Origin of the sequence: Burkholderia sp. MSMB1826, assembly GCF_001526325.1 — a bacterium.
Classification (GTDB): domain Bacteria; phylum Pseudomonadota; class Gammaproteobacteria; order Burkholderiales; family Burkholderiaceae; genus Burkholderia.
Map to the genome: position 1 here is coordinate 157344 of NZ_LOYN01000018.1, position 21488 is coordinate 178831.

Sequence of the window (21488 nt, forward strand, 5' to 3'; positions counted from 1 at the left end):
AGCCGTGCTCCGAGCCGCTTGCGCTAGCCATTCGGCGCGTGCAGGGATGGCGTGGCGCTCCGGCGCGGCGTGCGAGTGCGACGCACCTCACGCTGCAGGCAGGCACGGCAAGGAAAACCCGATTCGCTCGAATAATTTTAGGACGATTGAAGCCATGGCTAACGTTGTTGAGAACCTCGGCAAGCTTGAACGCCGCGTGACGATTTCTTTGCCGAAAGACACCGTGCAGAAGGAAATCGACGCCCGCATCCAGAAACTCGCGAAGAACGTGCGCATGCCAGGTTTCCGCCCGGGCAAGGTGCCGCTGAAGATGGTCGCGCAACAGTACGCGGGTCAGGTCGAGGCGGAAGTGCTGAGCGACAAGATCGGCCAGGAATTCTTCACGATCAGCCGCGCGGAAAACCTGCGCGTCGCCGGGCAGCCGAGCTTCGAGCCGAAGCAGGAACAGGCTGAAGACGCATACGCGTTCGACGCGACGTTCGAGGTCTACCCGGAAGTGAAGATCGGCGATCTGGCGACGGCTGAAGTCGAGCGCTCGACGACGTCGATCGGCGACGCCGAAATCGACCGCACGCTCGACATCCTGCGCAAGCAACGCGTGCACTACCACGCGCGCGGCGAAGCGGGCGAGCACGGCGACGGCGGCGCGGACACCGCGGCGAAGAACGGCGACCGCGTGACGGTCGACTTCGTCGGCAAGATCGACGACGTGGCGTTCCAGGGCGGCACGGCCGAAGATTTCCCGTTCGTGCTCGGCGAAGGCCGCATGCTGCCGGAATTCGAAACGGCGGCGCTGGGCCTGAAGGTCGGCGAACAGCGTACGTTCGACCTCAAGTTCCCGGATGACTACCACGGCAAGGACGTCGCCGGCAAAACGGCGCAGTTCACGGTCACGATGAAGAAGATCGAGTGGCCGCACCTGCCGGAAATCGACGCCGAATTCGCGAAGTCGCTCGGCATCGAAGACGGCGACCTCACGAAGATGCGCGCCGAGATCAAGGAAAACCTCGAGCGCGAAGCGAAGCGCCGCACGCAGTCGATCGTCAAGAACCAGGTGATGGACGCGCTGCTGAAGATTTCCGAGCTCGACGTGCCGAAGGCGCTGATCGAGCAGGATCAGCAACGCCTCGTCGAAATGGCTCGCCAGGATCTGGCGCAGCGCGGCGTGCCGAACGCGAAGGACGCGCCGATTCCGGCCGAGATGTTCGCCGAGCAGGCCGAGCGTCGCGTGAAGCTGGGCCTCGTGCTGGCCGAACTCGTGAAGGCGAACGGCCTCGAAGCGAAGCCGGAACAGATCCGCGCGGAAGTCGACGAGTTCGCGAAGAGCTACGAAGACCCGAAGGAAGTGGTCCGCTGGTATTATTCCAACCAGCAGCGCCTCGCCGAGATGGAAGCGTTCGTCGTTGAAAGCAACGTCGTCGACTTCGTGCTGGGCAAGGCAAAGGTGACGGACAAGGAAGTGAGCTTCGAGGCACTCGCGAGCGCATCGGCGCAAGCGTAAGTGTCGCTCTAGCGGCGTGCCGGCTGTCGGAGCGACGGCCCGCACGCCGTTTTTACGTCAAGCGCACGGTTGCCATTAATATGGCGATTGAGCGGGCGGCTTCCCTCCGTTCAATTTTCCATTCGAACAAGGTTCATTGAATGATCACTCGCGCTGAATTGTTGGACATGCTTGCTTCGAACGCGCCGCAGGGTTTCGAGGCGCAAGCGCTGGGGCTGGTGCCGATCGTCGTCGAAACGAGCGGCCGCGGCGAGCGTTCGTACGATATCTATTCGCGTCTCCTGAAGGAGCGCCTGGTGTTCATGGTCGGCGAAGTGAACGACCAGACCGCCAACCTCGTGGTCGCGCAATTGCTGTTCCTCGAGAGCGAGAATCCCGACAAGGACATCAGCCTCTACATCAACAGCCCGGGCGGCTCGGTGTCGGCCGGCATGGCGATCTACGACACGATGCAGTTCATCAAGCCGGACGTGTCGACCCTGTGCATGGGTCTCGCGGCCAGCATGGGTGCGTTCCTGCTCGCGTCGGGTGCGAAGGGCAAGCGCTTCGCGCTGCCGAATTCGCGCGTGATGATTCACCAGCCGCTGGGCGGCGCGCGCGGCCAGGCGTCCGACATCGAGATCCAGGCGCGCGAAATCCTCTACCTGAAGGAACGGTTGAACAACCTGCTCGCGCAGCACACGGGCCAGGACGTCGAGCGCATCGCGCGCGACACCGACCGTGATAACTTCATGTCGAGCGAGGACGCGAAGGCGTACGGGCTGATCGATCAGGTGCTGTTGAAGCGCCCGTGAGCTTAAACGGGGTGCCGCCCCGATTCGTGCGGCGCCCCCGCAATGTCCCGAGTGCCCTGAGCATCTGCGGCAAGCGCATCCAGCCGGCTCCGGTCGCGCCCTAGGCGCGGCGTCCGGAGCAATCGGCGTATCATGTCATTTACCTGTCCGGAGGCTCTACATTCATGGCGGACAAAAAAGGTTCGAACAGCGAGAAGCTGTTGTATTGCTCGTTTTGCGGGAAAAGCCAGCATGAGGTGAAAAAACTCATCGCGGGCCCGTCGGTATTCATCTGCGATGAATGTATCGATCTCTGCAACGAAATCATTCGCGACGAGGCGGCTGCCGCCGGCGTCGAGGCCAGCCTGTCCCGGTCGGATCTGCCGAGCCCGCAGGAAATTCGCGACATCCTCGATCAGTACGTGATTGGCCAGGAGCGCGCGAAGAAGATCCTCGCGGTGGCCGTGTACAACCACTACAAGCGCCTGAAGCATCTCGACAAGAAGGACGACGTCGAGCTGTCGAAGAGCAACATCCTGCTGATCGGCCCGACGGGCTCCGGCAAGACGCTGCTCGCGCAAACCCTGGCGCGGTTGCTCAACGTGCCGTTCGTGATCGCCGATGCGACGACGCTGACCGAAGCCGGCTACGTCGGCGAGGACGTCGAGAACATCATCCAGAAGCTGTTGCAGAACTGCAACTACGAGGTCGACAAGGCCCAGCGCGGGATCGTCTACATCGACGAGATCGACAAGATCAGCCGCAAGTCGGACAACCCGTCGATCACGCGCGACGTGTCGGGCGAGGGCGTCCAGCAGGCGCTCTTGAAGCTCGTCGAGGGCACGATGGCGTCGGTGCCGCCGCAGGGCGGCCGCAAGCACCCGAACCAGGATTTCATCCAGGTCGACACGACCAACATCCTGTTCATCTGCGGCGGCGCGTTCGACGGTCTCGAAAAGGTGATCACCGATCGCACGGAAAAGACGGGCATCGGCTTCGGCGCGACGGTCAAGAGCAAGCAGGAGCGCGACGCGGGCGAAGTGCTGCGCGAAACGGAACCGGAAGACCTGATCAAATTCGGGCTGATCCCCGAATTGATCGGCCGCCTGCCGGTGGTCGCGACGCTCGGCAAGCTCGACGAAGCCGCGCTGATGAAGATCCTGGTCGAGCCGAAGAACGCGCTTGTCAAGCAGTATCACAAGCTGTTCGCGATGGAGCGCGTCGAGCTGGAAATCCGGCCGGGCGCGTTGCAGGCAGTCGCCCGCAAGGCGATCCGCCGCAAGACCGGCGCGCGCGGTTTGCGTTCGATCATCGAACAGGCGTTGCTCGACGTGATGTACGAGCTGCCGACGATGAAAGGGGTCAGCAAGGTCATCATCGACGAGAACGTCATCGATGGGGACGGCAAGCCCTTGCTGATCTACGAGGACACGCCGAAGGTGGCGGGTTCGAACTGACCGGCTTGCCGACGATGTTCTGCGAAAAAGGCCGTTCATGAGTCCGTGGGCGGCTTTTTTTCGTTTATCTTGTGGGTAACTCTGACTCGACACGCGGTGGTTACTTTCTTACCGAATATTTCCCGCACTTGAAGGCTTGCAATTCGTTGTGGCGGCCTCAATTACCGAACAATTGATTCCACTCATGGGGAAATGAAATGTCAGGCACCCAACTTCTCCCGCCGGAACGCATCACGCTCCCGCTGCTGCCGCTGCGGGACGTCGTCGTTTTCCCGCACATGGTTATTCCGCTCTTCGTGGGCCGGCCGAAATCGATCAAGGCCCTCGAAGCAGCGATGGAAGGCGGCAAGCACATCATGCTCGTCGCCCAGAAAACCGCGGCCAAGGACGAACCGACCGAAAAGGACATGTACGAGGTCGGTTGTATCGCCAACATTCTGCAGATGCTGAAGCTGCCGGACGGCACCGTGAAGGTGCTCGTCGAGGGCTTGCAGCGTGCGAAGGCGTTGTCCATCGAAGAACAGGAGACGCAGTTCTCCTGCGAAGTGATGCCGCTCGAGCCCGACCACGCCGACAGCGCTGAAACCGAAGCGCTGCGCCGCGCGATCGTGTCGCAGTTCGACCAGTACGTGAAGCTGAACAAGAAGATCCCGCCGGAGATTCTCACGTCGCTGTCGGGCATCGACGAAGCGGGCCGTCTCGCCGACATGATCGCCGAGCGCCTGCCGCTGAAGCTCGACCAGAAGCAGCACATTCTCGAAATGTTCCCGGTCATCGAGCGTCTCGAGCATCTGCTCGCGCAGCTCGAAGCCGAGATCGACATCCTGCAGGTGGAAAAGCGCATCCGCGGGCGCGTGAAGCGCCAGATGGAAAAGAGCCAGCGCGAGTACTACCTGAACGAACAGGTCAAGGCGATCCAGAAGGAACTGGGCGAAGGCGAGGAAGGTGCGGATCTCGAGGAACTCGAGAAGCGCATCAACGCCGCGCGCATGCCGAAGGAAGCCAAGAAGAAGGCCGACGCCGAGCTGAAGAAGCTGAAGCTGATGTCGCCGATGTCGGCGGAAGCCACCGTCGTGCGCAACTACATCGACACGCTGATCGGCCTGCCGTGGCGCAAGAAGAGCAAGGTCAACAACGACCTGTCGAACGCCGAGCAGGTGCTCGACGAGGATCACTTCGGCCTCGAGAAGGTCAAGGAACGGATCCTCGAGTATCTCGCGGTGCAACAGCGCGTGGACAAGGTCAAGGCGCCGATCCTGTGCCTCGTCGGGCCTCCGGGCGTCGGCAAGACCTCGCTCGGCCAGTCGATCGCCCGTGCGACGAACCGCAAGTTCGTCCGGATGGCGCTCGGCGGCGTGCGTGACGAAGCCGAGATCCGCGGCCACCGCCGCACGTACATCGGTTCGATGCCGGGCAAGATCCTGCAAAGCCTTGCGAAGGTCGGCGTGCGCAATCCGCTCTTCCTGCTCGACGAAGTCGACAAGATGGGCATGGATTTCCGCGGCGATCCGTCGTCGGCGCTGCTCGAAGTGCTCGATCCGGAACAGAACCACACGTTCGCCGACCACTACATCGAGGTCGATTTCGACCTGTCGGACGTGATGTTCGTCGCGACGTCGAACTCGCTGAACATCCCGCCGCCGCTGCTCGACCGGATGGAAGTGATCCGTCTGTCGGGCTACACGGAAGACGAGAAGGTCAGCATCGCGCAGCGCTACCTGCTGCCGAAGCAGAAGAAGAACAACGGGCTGAAGGAAGGCGAGATCGAGGTCACCGAACAGGCGATCCGCGACATCATCCGCTACTACACGCGCGAAGCCGGTGTGCGTTCGCTCGAGCGGGAAGTGTCGAAGATCTGCCGCAAGGTCGTGAAGATGCTGCTGCTGAAGAAGGCATCGGGCGCGATCAAGGTCGACGGCGAGAACCTCGATACGTTCCTCGGCGTGCGCAAGTACGACTTCGGCCTCGCGGCGAAGGAAAACCAGGTCGGTCAGGTGACGGGCCTCGCGTGGACGGAAGTCGGCGGCGACCTGCTGACGATCGAAGCCGCGGTGATGCCGGGCAAGGGCAACGTGATCCGTACGGGTTCGCTCGGCGACGTGATGAAGGAGTCGGTCGAGGCCGCACGTTCGGTCGTGCGCTCGCGTTCGCGTCGTCTCGGTATCAAGGACGAAGCGTTCGAGAAGCAGGACATCCACATCCACGTGCCGGAAGGCGCGACGCCGAAGGACGGTCCGTCCGCCGGCGGCGCGATGACGACCGCGCTGGTGTCGGTGCTGACGGGCATCCCCGTGCGGGCCGACGTCGCGATGACGGGCGAAATCACGTTGCGTGGCGAAGTGCTGCCGATCGGCGGGCTGAAGGAGAAACTGCTGGCGGCTCACCGCGGCGGCATCAAGCTCGTGCTGATTCCGGAAGAGAACGTGAAGGATCTCGCGGACATTCCGGACAACGTGAAGAACGCGATCGAGATCGTGCCGGTCCGCTGGATCGACAAGGTGCTGGAGCTCGCGCTCGAGCGTTCGCCGACTCCGCTGCCGCCGGAAGAAGAGGCGAAGGCTGCGGCACCGGTTGGCGAGGCGGCGAAGGATGCCGGCTCGACGGAAGTCGTCAAGCACTGAGGCCCCGAGCACCGTCGTTGTAGACGGTTGTTCACGAAACCCGCGGCGGTGTCCGCGGGTTTTTTTATGCGGATCGGAATCGTGCGAACGCGTGCGTTAAAAAAATTCACGCGCAGGCTTGGCAAAATGATCGGGGATGAATTAAACTTGCGGGCTCGCTGATTGTTGATGCGCAAGCGCAGATCGCAGTCGGAACGAATCGGAAACGGGTGCTTAGCTCAGCTGGTAGAGCGGCGCCCTTACAAGGCGTAGGTCGGGGGTTCGAACCCCTCAGCACCCACCAGTTTCACGATTCAGCCAGACCAAGGAGCGGTAGTTCAGTCGGTTAGAATACCGGCCTGTCACGCCGGGGGTCGCGGGTTCGAGTCCCGTCCGCTCCGCCAAACAAATGAAACAGCCCGCCTCGTGCGGGCTTTTTCATTTGGTATTCCCGTTGCGCCCGCTGGCGGGCGCACGACTGTGGAGCGGAGGAAGCCGCTGGTGCGGCTTCCGGCGGGACTCGAAGGGATGCGCGAGTTCCGTCCGCTGCGCCAGAAAATGAAGAAGCCCGCCTTGCGCGGGCTTTTTCATTTGCGCCTTCCGGTGCTGCCCGCGTAGATGCAACGATCGCGCAGAGAAGGAAACCGCCTGCGCGGTTTTCCGGCGGGACGCGAAGCGATGCGCACGACGTGCGGCCTGCGGATACGCGTCCCGTCCGTTCGCCGGAATTTCACGCCGCGGGAACGCCGGTTGTTTCCGGTGTGCGCAAACGGCATCTCATTGAACGCGTATCACCGGCGGCAGCTTGTAGGTTCCGTTCAGGAGCGGCGTATCGGGCAAGTACGTACGCAGCGTCAGATTGAACGCGCCGGCAGGAGCGGGCAACCAGTTGCTGGCCGGTACGCCCGCGGGTCGCGTGTGGCTGACGGTGAGCACGAGCGAGCCGTCGGTGGCGAACTGAAAGTTCGAGGCCGGATAGGACAGCGCATAGACTTGATCGGGATTCGGATAGAAGTATGCTTGCGCCTGGTTCGTGCCCCCGTACAGCGTCAATGACCAGAACGCGCGTGCCGGCGGAAGCTGCCCGGCCGGAAAAGTCATCTGATAGACGCCGCTGCCGTCGTAGTTCGCACCCGGCGCGTTCGCCGCGCCGGTGCTGGTGTAATAGATCGCTTCGCTGCCGGGCAGCGCGCCGAGGCCGTTCAGCGCAACGTTCGCCCGCAACGTGTAGTGGGTGCCATAGTTTCCGACGTCCGCCGGACCGCCTGTCCAGCCATTTGCGCTGGTACTCGTCTGGGCCGACGCTTGCTGCGTTTTGCCGCCGGTCGTCAGGCTCGCCAGCGCCTGCGTTGCGCCGGCGCTGATCGACGCGATGTCGGCAGACGACGGGTCGAAGGTCTGCGCCGGGCCGATGCCGATCGCGTCGAGCGCCGACAGCACGGCCGCGTCCTGCGGCGTGGGCGGGCTCTTTTTCAACAGCTGGTTCACGTACTGGAAATACGCTGGCCAGTTGGTATAACCGGGCGGCTTTTGCTTGTCCACGCTGTCCCACGTCGTGCCGCCGGTTCCAGCGGGTTGCGACGCCACCAATTGGTTCTGAACCGCCCACGCGGCCGGATAATCGCTCGCGTCGCTCACGTAAGTCCTCGCCAGGGCCCAGACCGCGTTGGTCGACGAGCGGAGCACGATGACCCCTGCGGGCGCTTCTCCGTGCCAGTTCGGCCCCACGACCCAAAAGACCTTCGCAACGCCGTTGTCGGCGCTCGTGCCGCGAATCGCGAAGTTGTTCGTATAGGCGTCCATCAACGCGAGGGAGAAGTAACGGTTACCGCTCGCGGGCGTATCGATTTGAACGGGGCCCGCGTCCAGTTGCAGCATGGCGACGGAATACAGCGTGTCGTGATTGGGCTTCGTCACCGTGGTGGACGACGCATCGGAGAGCCGGCGACCGTGAAGAAACGTATTCGGCGCAAGGCCCTGAGCGATGTAGCTCTGTCGCGTGGCGTAGAACTGGTACAGCGGAATCGTGAATATCGTCGCGCCGTTTGCAGCATTTTCGGTGGCGGCGGGCGAAACGTTCGAGCGGTCGACGCTGTCCCCGTTGCAGCCCGCCAGAAGGCCGAGCGAGACGGCCAATGCGACGATGCGCGCCTGGTGAAGAAAACTCATCGAATGGGTCGGGTGGGTTGAATGGTCGAATAGGCCGCGCCCCTTCGTCGCTCGGCCGACGAGCGTGGCACGGGTTGCATGGCGCGATTAGCGTATACGGCTTGGCATGCGCGACGAACGATCGATTTTCGATATGCAAAGTCCGATGACGCGTCGGCGAGGCGTCGATCGATCGGCGTCGTGCGGGATACCGCCGGCCGGCTCGGGTTGGGCTGTCACGATCCGGCGGCGACCCGGTCGCGGGAGCGCGGTCGGGCCTGATCTCTTTTTACCCGTGACGTTCCGCTCGGCTGCGGGCCACGGATGCGCACGCCGAGGCAGCGTGATTCGGCGGCCGTCGGTGCGGGCAAGCCGGCTTCGCAAACGAATCGCCGTGAGCGGGGCGTGCGCGCGGCCTCGGTCAAGGGGGCGACCACGCGGGCGAGGGCCGCTTTTCGCCCGTCCCACCCCGTATGTTGTAATATCGGACGTTTTGTCCAATTTTCCCGTCACGCATGCTCGATTTCTTCCGTAATCACCAGCGCCTGATGATGGCGCTCCTGCTCCTGATCGTCTTGCCGGGGCTGGGTTTCGTCGGAATCCAAGGCTTCCGCGGCTTCTTCGACGACAGTGCGAACGTCGCAGCAGTCAACGGGCACAAGATCACGCGGGTCGAATTCGACGGCGCGTTCCGCCAGCAGATCGACCAGGCGCGCCAGGCGCTCGGCGGGCAGTTCGACATCAAGATGTTCGACACGCCCGAGCATCGCAAGCAGGTGCTCGACGGCCTGATCCAGCAACGCGTGCTGGCCGACGAGACGCAACGCCTGCACCTGACCGCATCCGACAACGCCGTGCGCGACGCCCTGATGAGCGACCCGATGATCGCGGCGCTGAAGAAGCCCGACGGTTCGATCGACGTCGAACGCTATGCGCAATTGCTGTCGTTTCAGGGGATGACGCCGGAGCAGTACCAGGAGCGCGTGCGTTACAGCCTCGCGCTGCAGCAGATTCCGGCCAGCATCGTATCGAGCGCGTTCACGCCGAAGAGCCTCGCGCAACGCTTGTCCGAACTCGCCGCGCAGCAGCGTGAAGTACAGGCGCTCGTACTGAAGACGAGCGACTTCGCGGCGAAGGTCCAGCCGACCGACGCGCAGCTCACCGCGTACTACGACGCGCACAAGCAGAGCTTCGCGACGCCGGAAACCGCGACGATCCAGTACCTCGTCTATTCGCCGGCCGCAGCGGCCGCGAGCGCGCAGCCGACCGATGCGGACATCAAGAAGTTCTACGACGACAACCCGACGCACTTCCGTACCGAAGCGCAGGTGCGCGTGAGCCACATCTTCATCGCCGCGCCGGGCAGCGCCAGCGCGGCCGACAAGGCAGCCGCAAAGGCGAAGGCCGAGCAACTGCTCGCCGACGTGAAGGCGCATCCGGATCAATTCGCGCAGATCGCGCAGAAGAGCTCGCAGGACGCGCCGTCGGCGGCGAAGGGCGGCGATCTCGGCTTCATCACGCGCGGCTCGACCGCGGGCGGCAAGGCGTTCGACGATGCGGCGTTCTCGCTCAAGCAGGGCGACGTGAGCGGGATCGTGCAGTCGGACCTCGGTTTCCACATCCTGAAGGCGACCGAAGTGAAGCCGGCGGTCGTCAAGCCGTTCGCGGAAGTGAAGGACCAGATCGCGGCCGACCTGAAGCAGCAGTACGCGTCGAAGGCGTTCTCGGACAACGCGGAAGGCTTCACGTCGACCGTCTACGAAAAGGCGAAGACGCTGCAGCCGGCCGCGGACAAGTACAAGCTGACGATCCAGACGGCCACCGTCACGCCGACGCCGAATCCGCAACTGCCGCCGACGAACCCGTTGAACAATCCGAAGTTCCTGGCCGCCGTGTTCGCGAACGACGCCGTGAAGAACCAGAACAACACGCAGGCGATCGACGTCGGCAACAACACGCTGATCTCGGCGCGCGTGACCGACTACAAGCCGGCTGCCGTGCCCGCGCTCGACGCGATCAAGGACGCCGTGCGCCAGAAGGTCATCGCCGAGCAGGCCGCGGAACTCGCGAAGAAGGACGGTGCGGCGAAGCTGGCCGAACTGCAGAAGTCGAAGTCGACCGACGGCTTCGCGGCCGCGCAGAAGGTGTCGCGCACGCAATCGCAGGGCCTGACGCCGGCGGCGCTGAGCGCCGTCTACAAGGTCGATGCGAAGACGCTGCCGGCTTACGTCGGTGTCGACCTCGGCGCGGACGGCTACGCGATCTACCGTGTGAACGCGGTGATCCCCGGTTCGGCGGTCGATCCGCAGCAACTGGCGGCCGCGCAGCAGCAGATGGCGCAGGTCGACGCGCAGAGCGAAGGCGAAGCGTACCTCGCTGCGCTGCGCGACCGCTCGAAGGTGAAGCTGTACGGCACGACGGCCAGCCAGCAGCAGGACGGCGACAACTGAGCATCGTTTCGCCCGCAACCATCGAAAAGCCCCGCTCGAAGCGGGGCTTTTTGTTTTCCGGCTTTCCTGCGCGCGGCGGGCCGTCAGCCGTGCGGCTTGCCGAGCAACGGCTTCAGCGTCGGCCACACGTTGTCGAGCAGAATGCGCTGGGCCTGCTGCGCGGGATGCATCTGGTCGGCCTGGAACATGTCCGGCTTGTCTTCGATGCCGGCCAGCAGGAACGGCACGAGCGGCACGCCGAGATCTTTCGACAGCCGCGTATAGACCGCGTGGAACTTCTGCGTGTAGTCGGGGCCGTAATTGGGCGGCACGTACATGCCGACCAGCACGACTTTTGCCTGGGCGCGCCGCGCGCTCGCGACGATGTCGCGCAGGTTCTGCTCGGTCGTCGCGAGCGGCACGCCGCGCAGCGCATCGTTCGAGCCGAGCTCGACGACGACGATCGACGGCTTGAGCCGCTGCAGGACCGCAGGCAGCCGCGCACGGCCGCCGCTCGTGGTGTCGCCGCTGACGCTGGCGTTCGCGACGCTATAATCGATTCGCTCGGCCGAAAGCCGTTGCCGCAGCAGCGACACCCAGCCGGTGTCGCGCGGCAATCCGTATTCGGCCGACAGGCTGTCGCCGAGCACGACGATCACGGGCGGGCTCGATGCCGGCGCCGTCGCGGCGCGTGCGGGCGCGGTGACGGCCAGCAGGATGCCCAGCAGTGCGGCGGCCGCCGCGCGTCTTTTCCAGCGAAATGTCGTGTCCATGTTCAAGATTACCGATCCGATCATCGAAGTCCATGACGTGTGCAAGCGGGTTGCCGATGCAACGGGCGAGCTGACGATCCTCGACGGCATCACGCTCGCGGTGCAGCCGGGCAGCAGCCTCGCGATCGTCGGCGCGTCGGGTTCGGGCAAATCGACGCTGCTCGGCCTGCTTGCGGGGTTGGACAGCGCGACGAGCGGCACGGTTCGCCTGCTCGGTCGCGCGCTCGATCAACTCGACGAGGACGAACGCGCGGCGCTGCGCAACGGCGCGGTCGGATTCGTATTCCAGTCGTTCCAGTTGATGCCGCACCTGACGGCGCTCGAGAATGTGATGCTGCCGCTCGAACTGCAGGGCGGCATCAGCGCGCGCGATGCGGCCGACCGCGCCCGGGCGCTGCTCGTGCAGGTCGGTCTCGGCGAGCGTACCGCGCATTATCCGAAGCTGCTTTCGGGTGGCGAACAACAGCGCGTCGCACTCGCACGCGCGTTCGTCACGCGCCCGGCGATCCTGTTCGCCGACGAGCCGACCGGCAGCCTCGATGCCGCGACCGGCCACGCGGTCATCGACCTGATGTTCGAACTGAACCGCACGCATGGCGCGACGCTCGTGCTCGTCACGCACGATGCCGAACTCGCGCGCCGCTGCGCAACGACGGTCACGATCGACGCGGGGCGCATCGTCGCGCCGCACGCGGCTTCGCGCAACGCGTGAGCGTTCCGGCCGGCCGCGCGGGGCGGATCGCGCGGCCGGCACGGGCATGACGCGGTCGCGTCAGCGCTTCAACGCTTGAGCGCCGCGCGGGCGCGCTCGATCAACGCCGTGGTCGACGAGTCGTGCTTCGCTGGATCGACCGATTCGGCCGACAGGTCGGCTTCGACGACCTTGCCGAGAATCTTGCCGAGCTCGACGCCCCACTGGTCGAACGGATTGATGTCCCACACCGTCGCCTGCACCAGCACCTTGTGTTCGTAGAGCGCGATCAGCGCGCCGAGCGTGCGCGGCGTCAGCGCATCGACGAGCAGCGTCGTGGTCGGGCGGTTGCCGGGGAACGTCAGGTGCGGCGCGAGCGCTTCCCTGCCGGGCCCGGCGATCTTGCGCGCTTCTTCGAGCGTGCGACCGAGCATCAACGCCTCGCTCTGCGCGAAGCAGTTCGCGAGCAGCTTCGGATGGTGGCTCGCGAGCGGATGCTCGGGCGTCAGCACCGCGATGAAGTCGATCGGCACGATCGTCGGCCCCTGGTGCAGCATCTGGAAGAACGCATGCTGGCCGTTGGTGCCGGGCTCGCCCCACGTGACGGCCGACGTCGGGTAGTCGACGAAGGCGCCGTCCAGGCGCGCGGATTTGCCGTTGCTCTCCATTTCGAGCTGTTGCAGGTACGACGGCAGGTAGTGCAGCGCTTCCGAATACGGCGCGACGAGATAGCTCTGCGAGCCGAAGAAATTCCGGTACCAGATGCCGATCAAGCCGAGCAGCACCGGCAGGTTGCGCTCGAGCGGCGCTTCGCGGAAGTGACGATCCATGTCGTTCGCGCCGGCCAGCAACTCGTCGAACTGCTCGGGGCCCACCGCGATCATGATCGACAGGCCGACCGCCGACCACAGCGAATAGCGGCCGCCGACCCAATCCCACATTTCGAACACGTTGTCGGCGGCGATACCGAACTTCACGACTTCGGCCGGGTTCGCCGACACGCCGACGAAGTGCTTCGCGAGCGCCTCCTCGGGGCAGCCGCGCGCGACGAACCAGTCGCGCAGCGAGCGCGCGTTCGTCATCGTCTCGAGCGTCGTGAAGGTCTTCGACACGACGATCGCGAGCGTTTCCTCGGGATCGACCTGTTCGAGCACGCGTGCGAGATCGGCGCCATCGACGTTCGACACGAAGTGGGTCGAGATGTCGGGCGTCGCGACGTGGTGCAGTGCATGCACGACCATCTTCGGCCCGAGATCGGAGCCGCCGATGCCGATGTTGATCACGTGGCGGATGCGCTTGCCCGTATAGCCCGTCCACGTGCCGCCGCGCACGGCGCGCGCGAACGTCGCCATCTTCGCGCGCTCGGCGCTCACCTGCGCGTGGAACGGCGCCTGCGGGTCGGTCGCGCGCAGCGCGGTGTGCAGCGCGGCGCGGCCTTCGGTCGGGTTGACGATCTCGCCCGCGAACATCGCGTCGCGGCGCGCTTCGACGCCCGCGTCGCGCGCGAGCTGCACGAGCAGGCGCAGCGTTTCGTCGTCGATGCGGTTCTTCGAGAAATCGGCCGCGAGACCGCCGCCCGGAATCGTGAAGCGTTCGGCGCGGGTCGGCGCGCGGTCGTTTTCCGGCGCGAACCAGTCGCGCAGCCGCGCGTGGCGGATCCGGTCGAAGTGGGATTGAAGGGCAGTCCAGGCGGGGAGCGATTTCAGCGTCATGGCGGTTCGAGTGAAGCGTGAATCGGGAGGAATGCCGCGCCGGCTCATCGGGATCGGAAAGCCGGCGGACGAGAAGGCCCGCCGTGCGGCGGGGCAGTCAGTATAGCGGCGTTACGTGTCGGCGCGCGGCGACGGATAAAAAAGGCGATTGATCAGCGTGCGGACCATCGGCGCGAGCTCGCCCGCAGTCAGCCCGGCCGGGCCGGCGCCGTGCGCGGTCAGCGTATCGGCCGCGAGGCCGTGCAGATAGACGCCGGCCAGCGCGGCTTCGTACGGCGCGACCCGCTGCGCGAGCAGCGCGCCGATCAGGCCGCCGAGCACGTCGCCGGTGCCGCCGGTGGCGAGCGCTGCGTTGCCGGTCGGGTTGATCGTCACGCGCCCGTCGGGCGCCGCAATCACCGTGCCCGCGCCTTTCAGCACGACGATGCCCGCGTAACGGGCGGCGAGCGCCTGCGCGGCCGCGACGCGATCGCGCTGCACGGCTGCCGTGTCGCCGCCGAGCAGGCGTGCGGCTTCGAGCGGGTGCGGCGTCAGCACGCACGGCGTGCCGCGCACGCCGTGTGCGGCGACGGCGGCCGCGAGGTCCGCGTGCGTCGCGACGAGGTTCAGCGCGTCGGCATCGAGCAGCGTCGCGACGTCTCGTGCGAGCACGTCGCGCACGAGCGTCGCCGCGGCCTCGCGCGTGCCGAGCCCGCAACCGGCCGCGATGGCGGTCATCGCGCCGAGGTCCAGGGTGTCGGCCGGATGCAGCATCAGTTCGGGAAACGGCGGATCGTACGGCGGCGCGCCCGCGCCCAGAAAGCCGACGTGCACCTTGCCGGCGCCCGCGAACAGCGCGGTGCGGGCGGCGAGGATCGGGGCGCCGCACATGCCCGTGTCGCCGCCGAGCACCGCGAGGCTGCCGTACGTGCCCTTGTGGGACGAGAAGGCGCGCGCGGGCAGCGCCGCGGCGAACCGCGCGGGCGCGTTCAGCACGATGGCCGGCGCGGCGGGCGGTGCGACGTCGAGCGACGCGACGTGGATCTCGCCGGCGAGATCGCGGCCGTCGCCCATGTAGAGGCCGGGCTTCGCGCCGATGAAGGTGAGCGTGTGGGTGGCCGCGACGGCGACGCCCGCGCCGACGATCCGGCCCGTGTCGCCGTCGAGCCCGCTCGGCACGTCGAGTGCGAGCACGCGGCGGCCGCCGCGCGCATGAGCGGCGATGCGTGCGGCCTGCTCGGCGAACACGCCGTCGAGCGCGCGGCCGAGGCCGATGCCGAACAGCCCGTCGACGACCCACGCGTAGCCTTCCAGCGACGCAGGCGGGGTGGTCGACAACGGCACGCCCGCCGCGCGCGCGAGGCCGAGCGCCCATTGCGCGTCGTCCGGCTTGACCGGCACCGGCATCCACGCATGCGTCGCGACGCCGAGCTGCTGGAGCTGCGCGGCGGCCACCAGCGCGTCGCCGCCGTTGTTGCCGGGGCCGACCGCGAACCAGACGGGGCGATCGTCGCCGGCGACGCGCTCGGACAGCCAGCGCGCGGCGGCGGCGCCGGCGCGGCCCATCAACGTGTGCGGCGGCAGCGCGGCGGTCGCATCGGCTTCGGCCGCGCGCAGGTCGGCGACGCGCAGCAGCGCGATCGGATCGGAATCGGGAAGGGGGTGGGTAACGGTCATCGCGGGATCGTGGCGGCAGGCAAGGATGCCGCCACGGGTCGGCCCGCGGCGGTCAGGTCGTGAAGCGGCCGGCGCTCAGCGCGGCGAGCGTGTCGGCGGGCCAGTGCTGGACGTTGCCGCCCAGATAGTCGGTCACCACTTTAGCAGACCCGCACGCGAGGCCCCAGCCGGTCGGGCCATGGCCGAAATTGACGAACACACGCGGATGCGGGGTCGGACCCACGACGGGCAGACCGTCCGGCGACAGCAATTGCATGCCTTGCCACGACAGCGCGGCCGAGATCTTCGCGGCGCCCGGCACCCAGTCGTGGACGGCCTGGCCGAGCAGCGCGAGCGCGGCTTCGGACAGCGGCTCGGCGAGCGGCTTCGCGGTGTCGGCCACGCTCTGCAGCACGGCGGCTCCGCCGACGCGCAGCCGCTGGTGGGTGCGCGTGATCGAGATCCGCTTGATCGAATCGACGACGCTCAGGTGCGGTGCGTGTTCTTCGTACGCGACCGGCGCGGTGAGCGTATGGACGCGCACCGGGTGCAGCGGCAGGCGCCAGCCGAGCCGTTCGAGCAGCGCGAGGCTGCCGGCGCCGGCGGCGACCACGATCGCGTCGGCGGACATCACGTCGACCTCGCGCGCCTTCGCCGCGCTCCGGTTGCCCGGCGGCACGAGTTCGACCGCCGCGCGGCCGTTGTCGACGCGGATCGCGGCGACGTCCGCGCCGAAGCGGAACTGCACGCCGTGCTCGTCGAGCGTCTGCTTGACCAGTTTCGCGAACAGCGGGCAGTTGCCGGTGCGCTCGGTTTCGAGCAGCACGCCGCCGGCGAAGCCGGGCTCGGCCGGCACCGACGGTTCGAGCGCCGCGCATTCGTCGGCGGTGAGCGTGCGGTACGGCTGGTCGAGCGTGCGCAGCAGGTCGAGCGCCGGTTGCAGCGCGTCCCAGTCGCGCGGATCGCGCACGACGTGCAGGATGCCGGGCTTCTGCTCGAATTCGAGCTCGAGGCGCGCCTCGATATCGGCGAGCGCGTCGCGCGACACGTCGATCAGCGGGCGCAGTCGTGCGTACTGCGCGGCGAACGCGTCGGACTCGCGCAGCGTGCCGAGCTGCTTGACGAAGTGGCGCACGCCGCCGTTGAAGCCCGGCTTGTAGACCACGCCGCTGTCGCGCGACTGGCGCTGGCGCATGAAAGTCGGGCCGAACCAGACGTCGAGCGGGCTCGGCAGCAGCGCGCCGCCGTCGCCGTAGGTCGCCCCTTGCGCGACGGTCGCGTGACGTTCGACCACGCACACGCGATGGCCGGCCGCGCGCAGCTGGTAGGCGGTGGCGACGCCGCTGATTCCGCCGCCGATGACGATGACATCCATTGGATTGCTTCGATGACGGGCGGCGCGCACGCCGCCCGGTGAGAATTCGCTGAGGGCCGGGCCCGGTGAACCCGGAATGATAGCGCCAAAAGCGCGCGAGCCGGCGCCGGCCGAACATGGGCCGCGCGGCCGCGCCACGGCGGCCGGCGTGCAGGCACGCGCAGGCCGGTCCGGCGCGCGGCCGTGCGCGCCGCGCGCCCGGGCACCGGCGCGGTGCATGCGGACAACCGATCGGGGGGCTTGGGCGGCCGACTTCCGGGTATAATTACGGCCTTCCTTTCGCCCCACGTCGCCACCTCGCGCGACTCATCGACGTCAGTCCAGCCCATGGCTCACTTCTCGTGTTTTCCCGGCGCTTCGGCCCTCTCCGATTTCCGTCAAACCCGTCTGCTCGACACGCTCAGGCAAATCGACGCCAACATCGTCGCGGTGCGCGGCCAGTTCCTGCACTTCGTCAATGCGGCCGAGCCGCTGTCGACCGACGACAGCGCGCGCATCGATGCGCTGATGCACTACGGCGAGCCGTTCCGGCCGGCGGGCGAGAAGGGCGCGACCGAGACCTTCGTCGTGCTGCCGCGCTTCGGCACGGTCTCGCCGTGGGCGAGCAAGGCGACCGACATCGCGCAGCACTGCGGCCTCACGCACGTGCGCCGCATCGAGCGCGGCGTCGAATTCACGGTCACGCTGAAGTCGGGCCTCCTCGGCGGCAAGAAGGCGCTGTCGGACGACGCACGCGCGACCGTCGCGGCCGCGCTGCATGACCGGATGACCGAAAGCGTGGTCGCGGCGCGCGACGACGCGAAGCACCTGTTCGACGAGCTGCCGGCCAAGCCGCTCGCGAGCGTCGACGTGCTGGGCGCCGGCCGCGGCGCGCTGGAGCGCGCGAACGTCGAGCTGGGCCTCGCGCTCGCCGACGACGAGATCGACTACTTGGTCGACGCGTTCCGCAAGCTCGAACGCAACCCGACCGACGTCGAGCTGATGATGTTCGCGCAGGCGAACAGCGAGCACTGCCGCCACAAGATCTTCAACGCGCAGTGGACGATCGACGGCGAAGCGCAGGACATGTCGCTGTTCGCGATGATCCGCAACACCGAGAAGCTGAGCCCGCAGGGCACGATCGTCGCGTATTCGGACAACTCGTCGATCATGGTCGGCGCCGAAGCCGAGCGCTGGTTCCCGCGCAAGGCGGGCGCGGCCGGCGAGCCGGGCGAGCGTTACGGCCGCCACACCGAGCTCACGCACACGCTGATGAAGGTCGAGACGCACAACCACCCGACGGCGATCTCGCCGTTCCCGGGCGCGGCGACCGGCGCGGGCGGCGAGATCCGCGACGAAGGCGCGACGGGCCGCGGTGCGCGTCCGAAGGCCGGCCTCACGGGCTTCACCGTGTCGAACCTCGACCTGCCCGACGCCCGCCAGTCGTGGGAAAACGCACGCGACGCGGCGCAGCCGGTGGCCGAGCGCAACCCGAACGAGCAGCACGGCCCGTACGGCCGTCCGGACCGCATCGCATCGCCGCTGCAGATCATGATCGACGGCCCGCTCGGCGGCGCCGCGTTCAACAACGAATTCGGCCGCCCGAACCTCGGCGGCTACTTCCGCGTGTACGAGCAGAACGTCGGCGGCACGGTGCACGGCTATCACAAGCCGATCATGATCGCGGGCGGCCTCGGCAACATCGCGGATCAGCACACGCACAAGCACGACGTGCCGGCGGGCTCGCTGCTGATCCAGATCGGCGGCCCCGGCATGCGGATCGGCATGGGCGGCGGCGCGGCCAGCTCGATGGCGACCGGCGCGAACACGGCCGAGCTCGATTTCGACTCGGTGCAGCGCGGCAACCCGGAAATCGAGCGGCGCGCGCAGGAAGTGATCAACGGCTGCTGGCAGCTCGGCGCGGAAAACCCGATCCTGAGCATCCACGACGTCGGCGCGGGCGGCCTGTCGAACGCGTTCCCCGAGATCGTCGACGGCGCGGGCAAGGGCGCGCGCTTCGAACTGCGCAAGGTCGCGCTCGAGGAATCGGGCCTGTCGCCGCGCGAAATCTGGTCGAACGAGGCGCAGGAGCGTTACGTGCTGGCGATCGCGCCGGCCGACCTGCCGCGCTTCGAGGCGATCTGCGCGCGCGAGCGCTGCCCGTTCGCGGTGGTCGGCGTCGCGACCGACGAACGCCAGCTGAAGCTCGTCGACGACGAAGCGACGGGCGCCGACCAATACCCGGTCGACATGCCGATGGAAGTGCTGCTCGGCAAGCCGCCGCGCATGCACCGCGACGTCGCGCGCGTGCGCACCGAGCGTGCGCCGGTCGACGTGACGGGCGTCGCGCTGTCGGCAGTCGCGCTCGACGTGCTGAAGCATCCGACGGTCGGCAGCAAGTCGTTCCTGATCACGATCGGCGACCGTTCGGTCGGCGGTACGTCGGTGCGCGACCAGATGGTCGGCCCGTGGCAAGTGCCGGTGGCCGACTGCGCGATCACCGCGCTCGACTATGCGGGCTTCAAGGGCGAGGCGATGACGATGGCCGAGCGTACGCCGCTCGCGGTGATCGACGCGCCGGCATCGGGCCGCATGGCCGTCGGCGAAGCGATCACGAACATCGCGAGCGCGCCGATCGCGTCGCTCGACAAGCTGAAGCTGTCGGCGAACTGGATGGCCGCGTGCGGCACGGCCGGCGAGGACGCCGCGCTGTTCGACACGGTCAAGGCGATCGGCATGGAGCTGTGCCCGGCGCTCGGGATCGGCATCCCGGTCGGCAAGGATTCGCTGTCGATGAAGACGAAGTGGGACGAGCAGGGCGTCGCGAAGGAAGTGGTGTCGCCGGTGTCGCTGATCATCTCGGCGTTCGCGCCGGTCGAGGACGTGCGCCGTCATCTTACGCCGCAACTGCGCCGCGTGGCGGACGCGGGCGACAGCGTGCTGATCGCGATCGACCTCGGCCGCGGCAAGAACCGGATGGGCGGCAGCATCTTCGCGCAGGTCACGCAGCAGGTCGGCAATGCGACGCCGGACGTCGACGACGCGGAAGACCTGAAGCGCTTCTTCGACGCGATCCAGTCGCTCAATGCACAGGGCAAGCTGCTCGCGTACCACGACCGCTCGGACGGCGGCCTGTGGGCGACCGTGTGCGAAATGGCGTTCGCGGGCCATGCGGGCGTGTCGCTGAACGTCGACATGCTGACGCTCGACCCGGACCACGAATCCGACTACGGCGACGCGAAGGACTGGGCGAAACAGACGAGCGGCCGTCGCGACGACCGCACGCTGCGCGCGCTGTTCTCCGAAGAACTCGGTGCCGTCGTGCAGGTGCGCGCGTCCGATCGCGACGCGGTGCTCGGTGCGCTGCGCGAGTTCGGCCTGTCGACGTGTTCGCACGTGATCGGCTCGGTCAACGATCGCGACGTGATCGAGGTGTACCGCGATGCGAAGAAGATCTTCGACGCGCCGCGTACCGAACTCCATCGTGCATGGAGCGAAGTGAGCTGGCGCATCGCGCGCCTGCGCGACAACCCCGCCTGCGCGGACGCCGAATACGACGCGCTGCTCGACGCGGCCGATCCGGGCCTCTCGCCGGTGCTGACGTTCGATCCGGCCGACGACGTCGCCGCGCCGTTCATCGCGACGGGCGCACGGCCACGCGTCGCGATCCTGCGCGAACAGGGCGTGAACTCGCATCTGGAAACCGCGTATGCGTTCGATCGCGCGGGCTTCGACGCGCACGACGTGCACATGAGTGACCTGCTCGCGGGCCGCGCGACGCTGGCCGATTTCGCGGGCGCGGTCGCGTGCGGCGGCTTCTCGTACGGCGACGTGCTGGGCGCGGGCGAAGGCTGGGCGAAGACGATCCGTTTCAACGCGAACCTCGCCGACATGTTCTCGGCCTTCTTCGCGCGTCCCGACACGTTCGCACTCGGTATCTGCAATGGCTGCCAGATGCTGTCGAGCCTCGCGTCGATGATCCCCGGCGCCGAAGCGTGGCCGAAGTTCACGCGCAACAAGTCCGAGCAGTTCGAGGCGCGCTTCTCGTTCGTCGAAGTGGAGAAGTCGCCGTCGATCTTCTTCGCGGGGATGGAAGGCTCGCGCATTCCCGTGGCGGTCGCGCACGGCGAAGGCTATGCGGACTTCTCGCAGCAGGGCGACATCGATCGCGTCGCGGTCGCGATGCGTTACGTCGACCACCGCGGCGAAGCGACCGAGCGCTATCCGTTCAACCCGAACGGGTCGCCCGCCGGCATCACGTCGGTCACGACCGCCGACGGCCGCTTCTCGGTGCTGATGCCGCACATGGAGCGCGTGCATCGCACGGTCACGATGAGCTGGCACCCGGAAGGCTGGGGTGAAGCGAGCCCGTGGATGCGTGTGTTCCGCAACGCGCGCCGCTGGATCGGCTGATC

Annotated in this window: 12 protein-coding genes and 2 tRNA genes; 9 read left to right on the forward strand and 5 right to left on the reverse strand. The window is 67.0% G+C overall.

The annotated features are described in order from the left end of the window. Positions 1 to 154: 154 nt before the first annotated feature. The 6 genes from tig (at position 155) to WS95_RS11120 (ending at position 6735) form a co-directional block, all read left to right on the forward strand. Positions 155 to 1501: a trigger factor gene (gene tig / locus WS95_RS11095; RefSeq protein WP_034207546.1), complete on the forward strand. Its 1347-nt coding sequence runs from the start codon at positions 155 to 157 to the stop codon at positions 1499 to 1501. Positions 1502 to 1641: 140 nt separating this feature from the next. Then, on the forward strand, positions 1642 to 2295 hold the full coding sequence (gene clpP / locus WS95_RS11100) for an ATP-dependent Clp endopeptidase proteolytic subunit ClpP (protein WP_006496351.1): 654 nt from the start codon (positions 1642 to 1644) through the stop codon (positions 2293 to 2295). Between the two features lie 164 nt (positions 2296 to 2459). Continuing rightward, positions 2460 to 3731: an ATP-dependent Clp protease ATP-binding subunit ClpX gene (clpX, locus tag WS95_RS11105; protein WP_006489345.1), complete on the forward strand. Its 1272-nt coding sequence runs from the start codon at positions 2460 to 2462 to the stop codon at positions 3729 to 3731. 197 nt (positions 3732 to 3928) lie between these two features. Continuing rightward, entirely contained in the window at positions 3929 to 6352 is a 2424-nt protein-coding gene (lon, locus tag WS95_RS11110) for an endopeptidase La (protein WP_050013282.1), read from the forward strand. Between the two features lie 207 nt (positions 6353 to 6559). Beyond that, positions 6560 to 6635, forward strand: a tRNA-Val gene (locus tag WS95_RS11115). A gap of 23 nt (positions 6636 to 6658) precedes the next feature. After that, a tRNA-Asp gene (locus tag WS95_RS11120) sits at positions 6659 to 6735 on the forward strand. 373 nt (positions 6736 to 7108) lie between these two features. Here WS95_RS11120 and WS95_RS11125 read toward each other — a convergent pair. After that, positions 7109 to 8500, reverse strand: coding sequence for a DUF1254 domain-containing protein (locus WS95_RS11125; RefSeq protein WP_059823823.1), 1392 nt, complete (start codon positions 8498 to 8500; stop codon positions 7109 to 7111). 494 nt (positions 8501 to 8994) lie between these two features. Between WS95_RS11125 and WS95_RS11130 the strand changes: the two genes are divergently transcribed. After that, positions 8995 to 10929 (forward strand): SurA N-terminal domain-containing protein, encoded by a 1935-nt coding sequence (locus WS95_RS11130; protein WP_059823825.1) that lies wholly within the window; start codon positions 8995 to 8997, stop codon positions 10927 to 10929. Between the two features lie 83 nt (positions 10930 to 11012). Here the strand turns inward: WS95_RS11130 and WS95_RS11135 are convergent, their stop codons facing one another. Next, the gene (locus tag WS95_RS11135; protein WP_059780934.1) at positions 11013 to 11681 is read right to left on the reverse strand and encodes an arylesterase; all 669 of its coding nucleotides are present in this window, start codon (positions 11679 to 11681) and stop codon (positions 11013 to 11015) included. Between WS95_RS11135 and WS95_RS11140 the strand changes: the two genes are divergently transcribed. Further along, positions 11680 to 12393, forward strand: a complete 714-nt coding sequence (locus WS95_RS11140; protein WP_011549613.1) for an ABC transporter ATP-binding protein — start codon at positions 11680 to 11682, stop codon at positions 12391 to 12393. The two genes, WS95_RS11135 and WS95_RS11140, sit on opposite strands and share 2 nt — an antisense overlap. 68 nt (positions 12394 to 12461) lie before the next feature. On the opposite strand, the gene pgi is transcribed toward WS95_RS11140, so the two are convergent. The 3 genes from pgi to WS95_RS11155 all read right to left on the reverse strand — a co-directional run bounded on the left by pgi (position 12462) and on the right by WS95_RS11155 (position 17094). Continuing rightward, positions 12462 to 14084 carry a glucose-6-phosphate isomerase gene (gene pgi / locus WS95_RS11145; protein ID WP_059823827.1) on the reverse strand — a complete coding sequence of 541 codons (1623 nt, stop codon included), beginning with the start codon at positions 14082 to 14084 and terminating at the stop codon, positions 12462 to 12464. 111 nt (positions 14085 to 14195) lie between these two features. Next, complete coding sequence (locus WS95_RS11150) at positions 14196 to 15740, reverse strand: NAD(P)H-hydrate dehydratase (protein ID WP_059823829.1); 1545 nt, start codon at positions 15738 to 15740, stop codon at positions 14196 to 14198. A gap of 52 nt (positions 15741 to 15792) precedes the next feature. Further along, positions 15793 to 17094 (reverse strand): FAD-dependent oxidoreductase, encoded by a 1302-nt coding sequence (locus WS95_RS11155; RefSeq protein ID WP_059823831.1) that lies wholly within the window; start codon positions 17092 to 17094, stop codon positions 15793 to 15795. Positions 17095 to 17421: 327 nt separating this feature from the next. Here WS95_RS11155 and purL point away from each other — a divergent pair, with 327 nt between their 5' ends. Next, positions 17422 to 21486, forward strand: coding sequence for a phosphoribosylformylglycinamidine synthase (gene purL / locus WS95_RS11160; protein WP_059780942.1), 4065 nt, complete (start codon positions 17422 to 17424; stop codon positions 21484 to 21486). Positions 21487 to 21488 lie beyond the last annotated feature (2 nt).

Bases quoted from the DNA above. Each gene is read 5' to 3' on its own strand.
- tig (WP_034207546.1), top strand. From the start codon at position 155: ATGGCTAACGTTGTTGAGAACCTCGGCAAGCTTGAACGCCGCGTGACG.
- clpP (WP_006496351.1), top strand. From the start codon at position 1,642: ATGATCACTCGCGCTGAATTGTTGGACATGCTTGCTTCGAACGCGCCG.
- clpX (WP_006489345.1), top strand. From the start codon at position 2,460: ATGGCGGACAAAAAAGGTTCGAACAGCGAGAAGCTGTTGTATTGCTCG.
- lon (WP_050013282.1), top strand. From the start codon at position 3,929: ATGTCAGGCACCCAACTTCTCCCGCCGGAACGCATCACGCTCCCGCTG.
- WS95_RS11125 (WP_059823823.1), bottom strand. From the start codon at position 8,500: ATGAGTTTTCTTCACCAGGCGCGCATCGTCGCATTGGCCGTCTCGCTC.
- WS95_RS11130 (WP_059823825.1), top strand. From the start codon at position 8,995: ATGCTCGATTTCTTCCGTAATCACCAGCGCCTGATGATGGCGCTCCTG.
- WS95_RS11140 (WP_011549613.1), top strand. From the start codon at position 11,680: ATGTTCAAGATTACCGATCCGATCATCGAAGTCCATGACGTGTGCAAG.
- WS95_RS11135 (WP_059780934.1), bottom strand. From the start codon at position 11,681: ATGGACACGACATTTCGCTGGAAAAGACGCGCGGCGGCCGCCGCACTG.
- pgi (WP_059823827.1), bottom strand. From the start codon at position 14,084: ATGACGCTGAAATCGCTCCCCGCCTGGACTGCCCTTCAATCCCACTTC.
- WS95_RS11150 (WP_059823829.1), bottom strand. From the start codon at position 15,740: ATGACCGTTACCCACCCCCTTCCCGATTCCGATCCGATCGCGCTGCTG.
- WS95_RS11155 (WP_059823831.1), bottom strand. From the start codon at position 17,094: ATGGATGTCATCGTCATCGGCGGCGGAATCAGCGGCGTCGCCACCGCC.
- purL (WP_059780942.1), top strand. From the start codon at position 17,422: ATGGCTCACTTCTCGTGTTTTCCCGGCGCTTCGGCCCTCTCCGATTTC.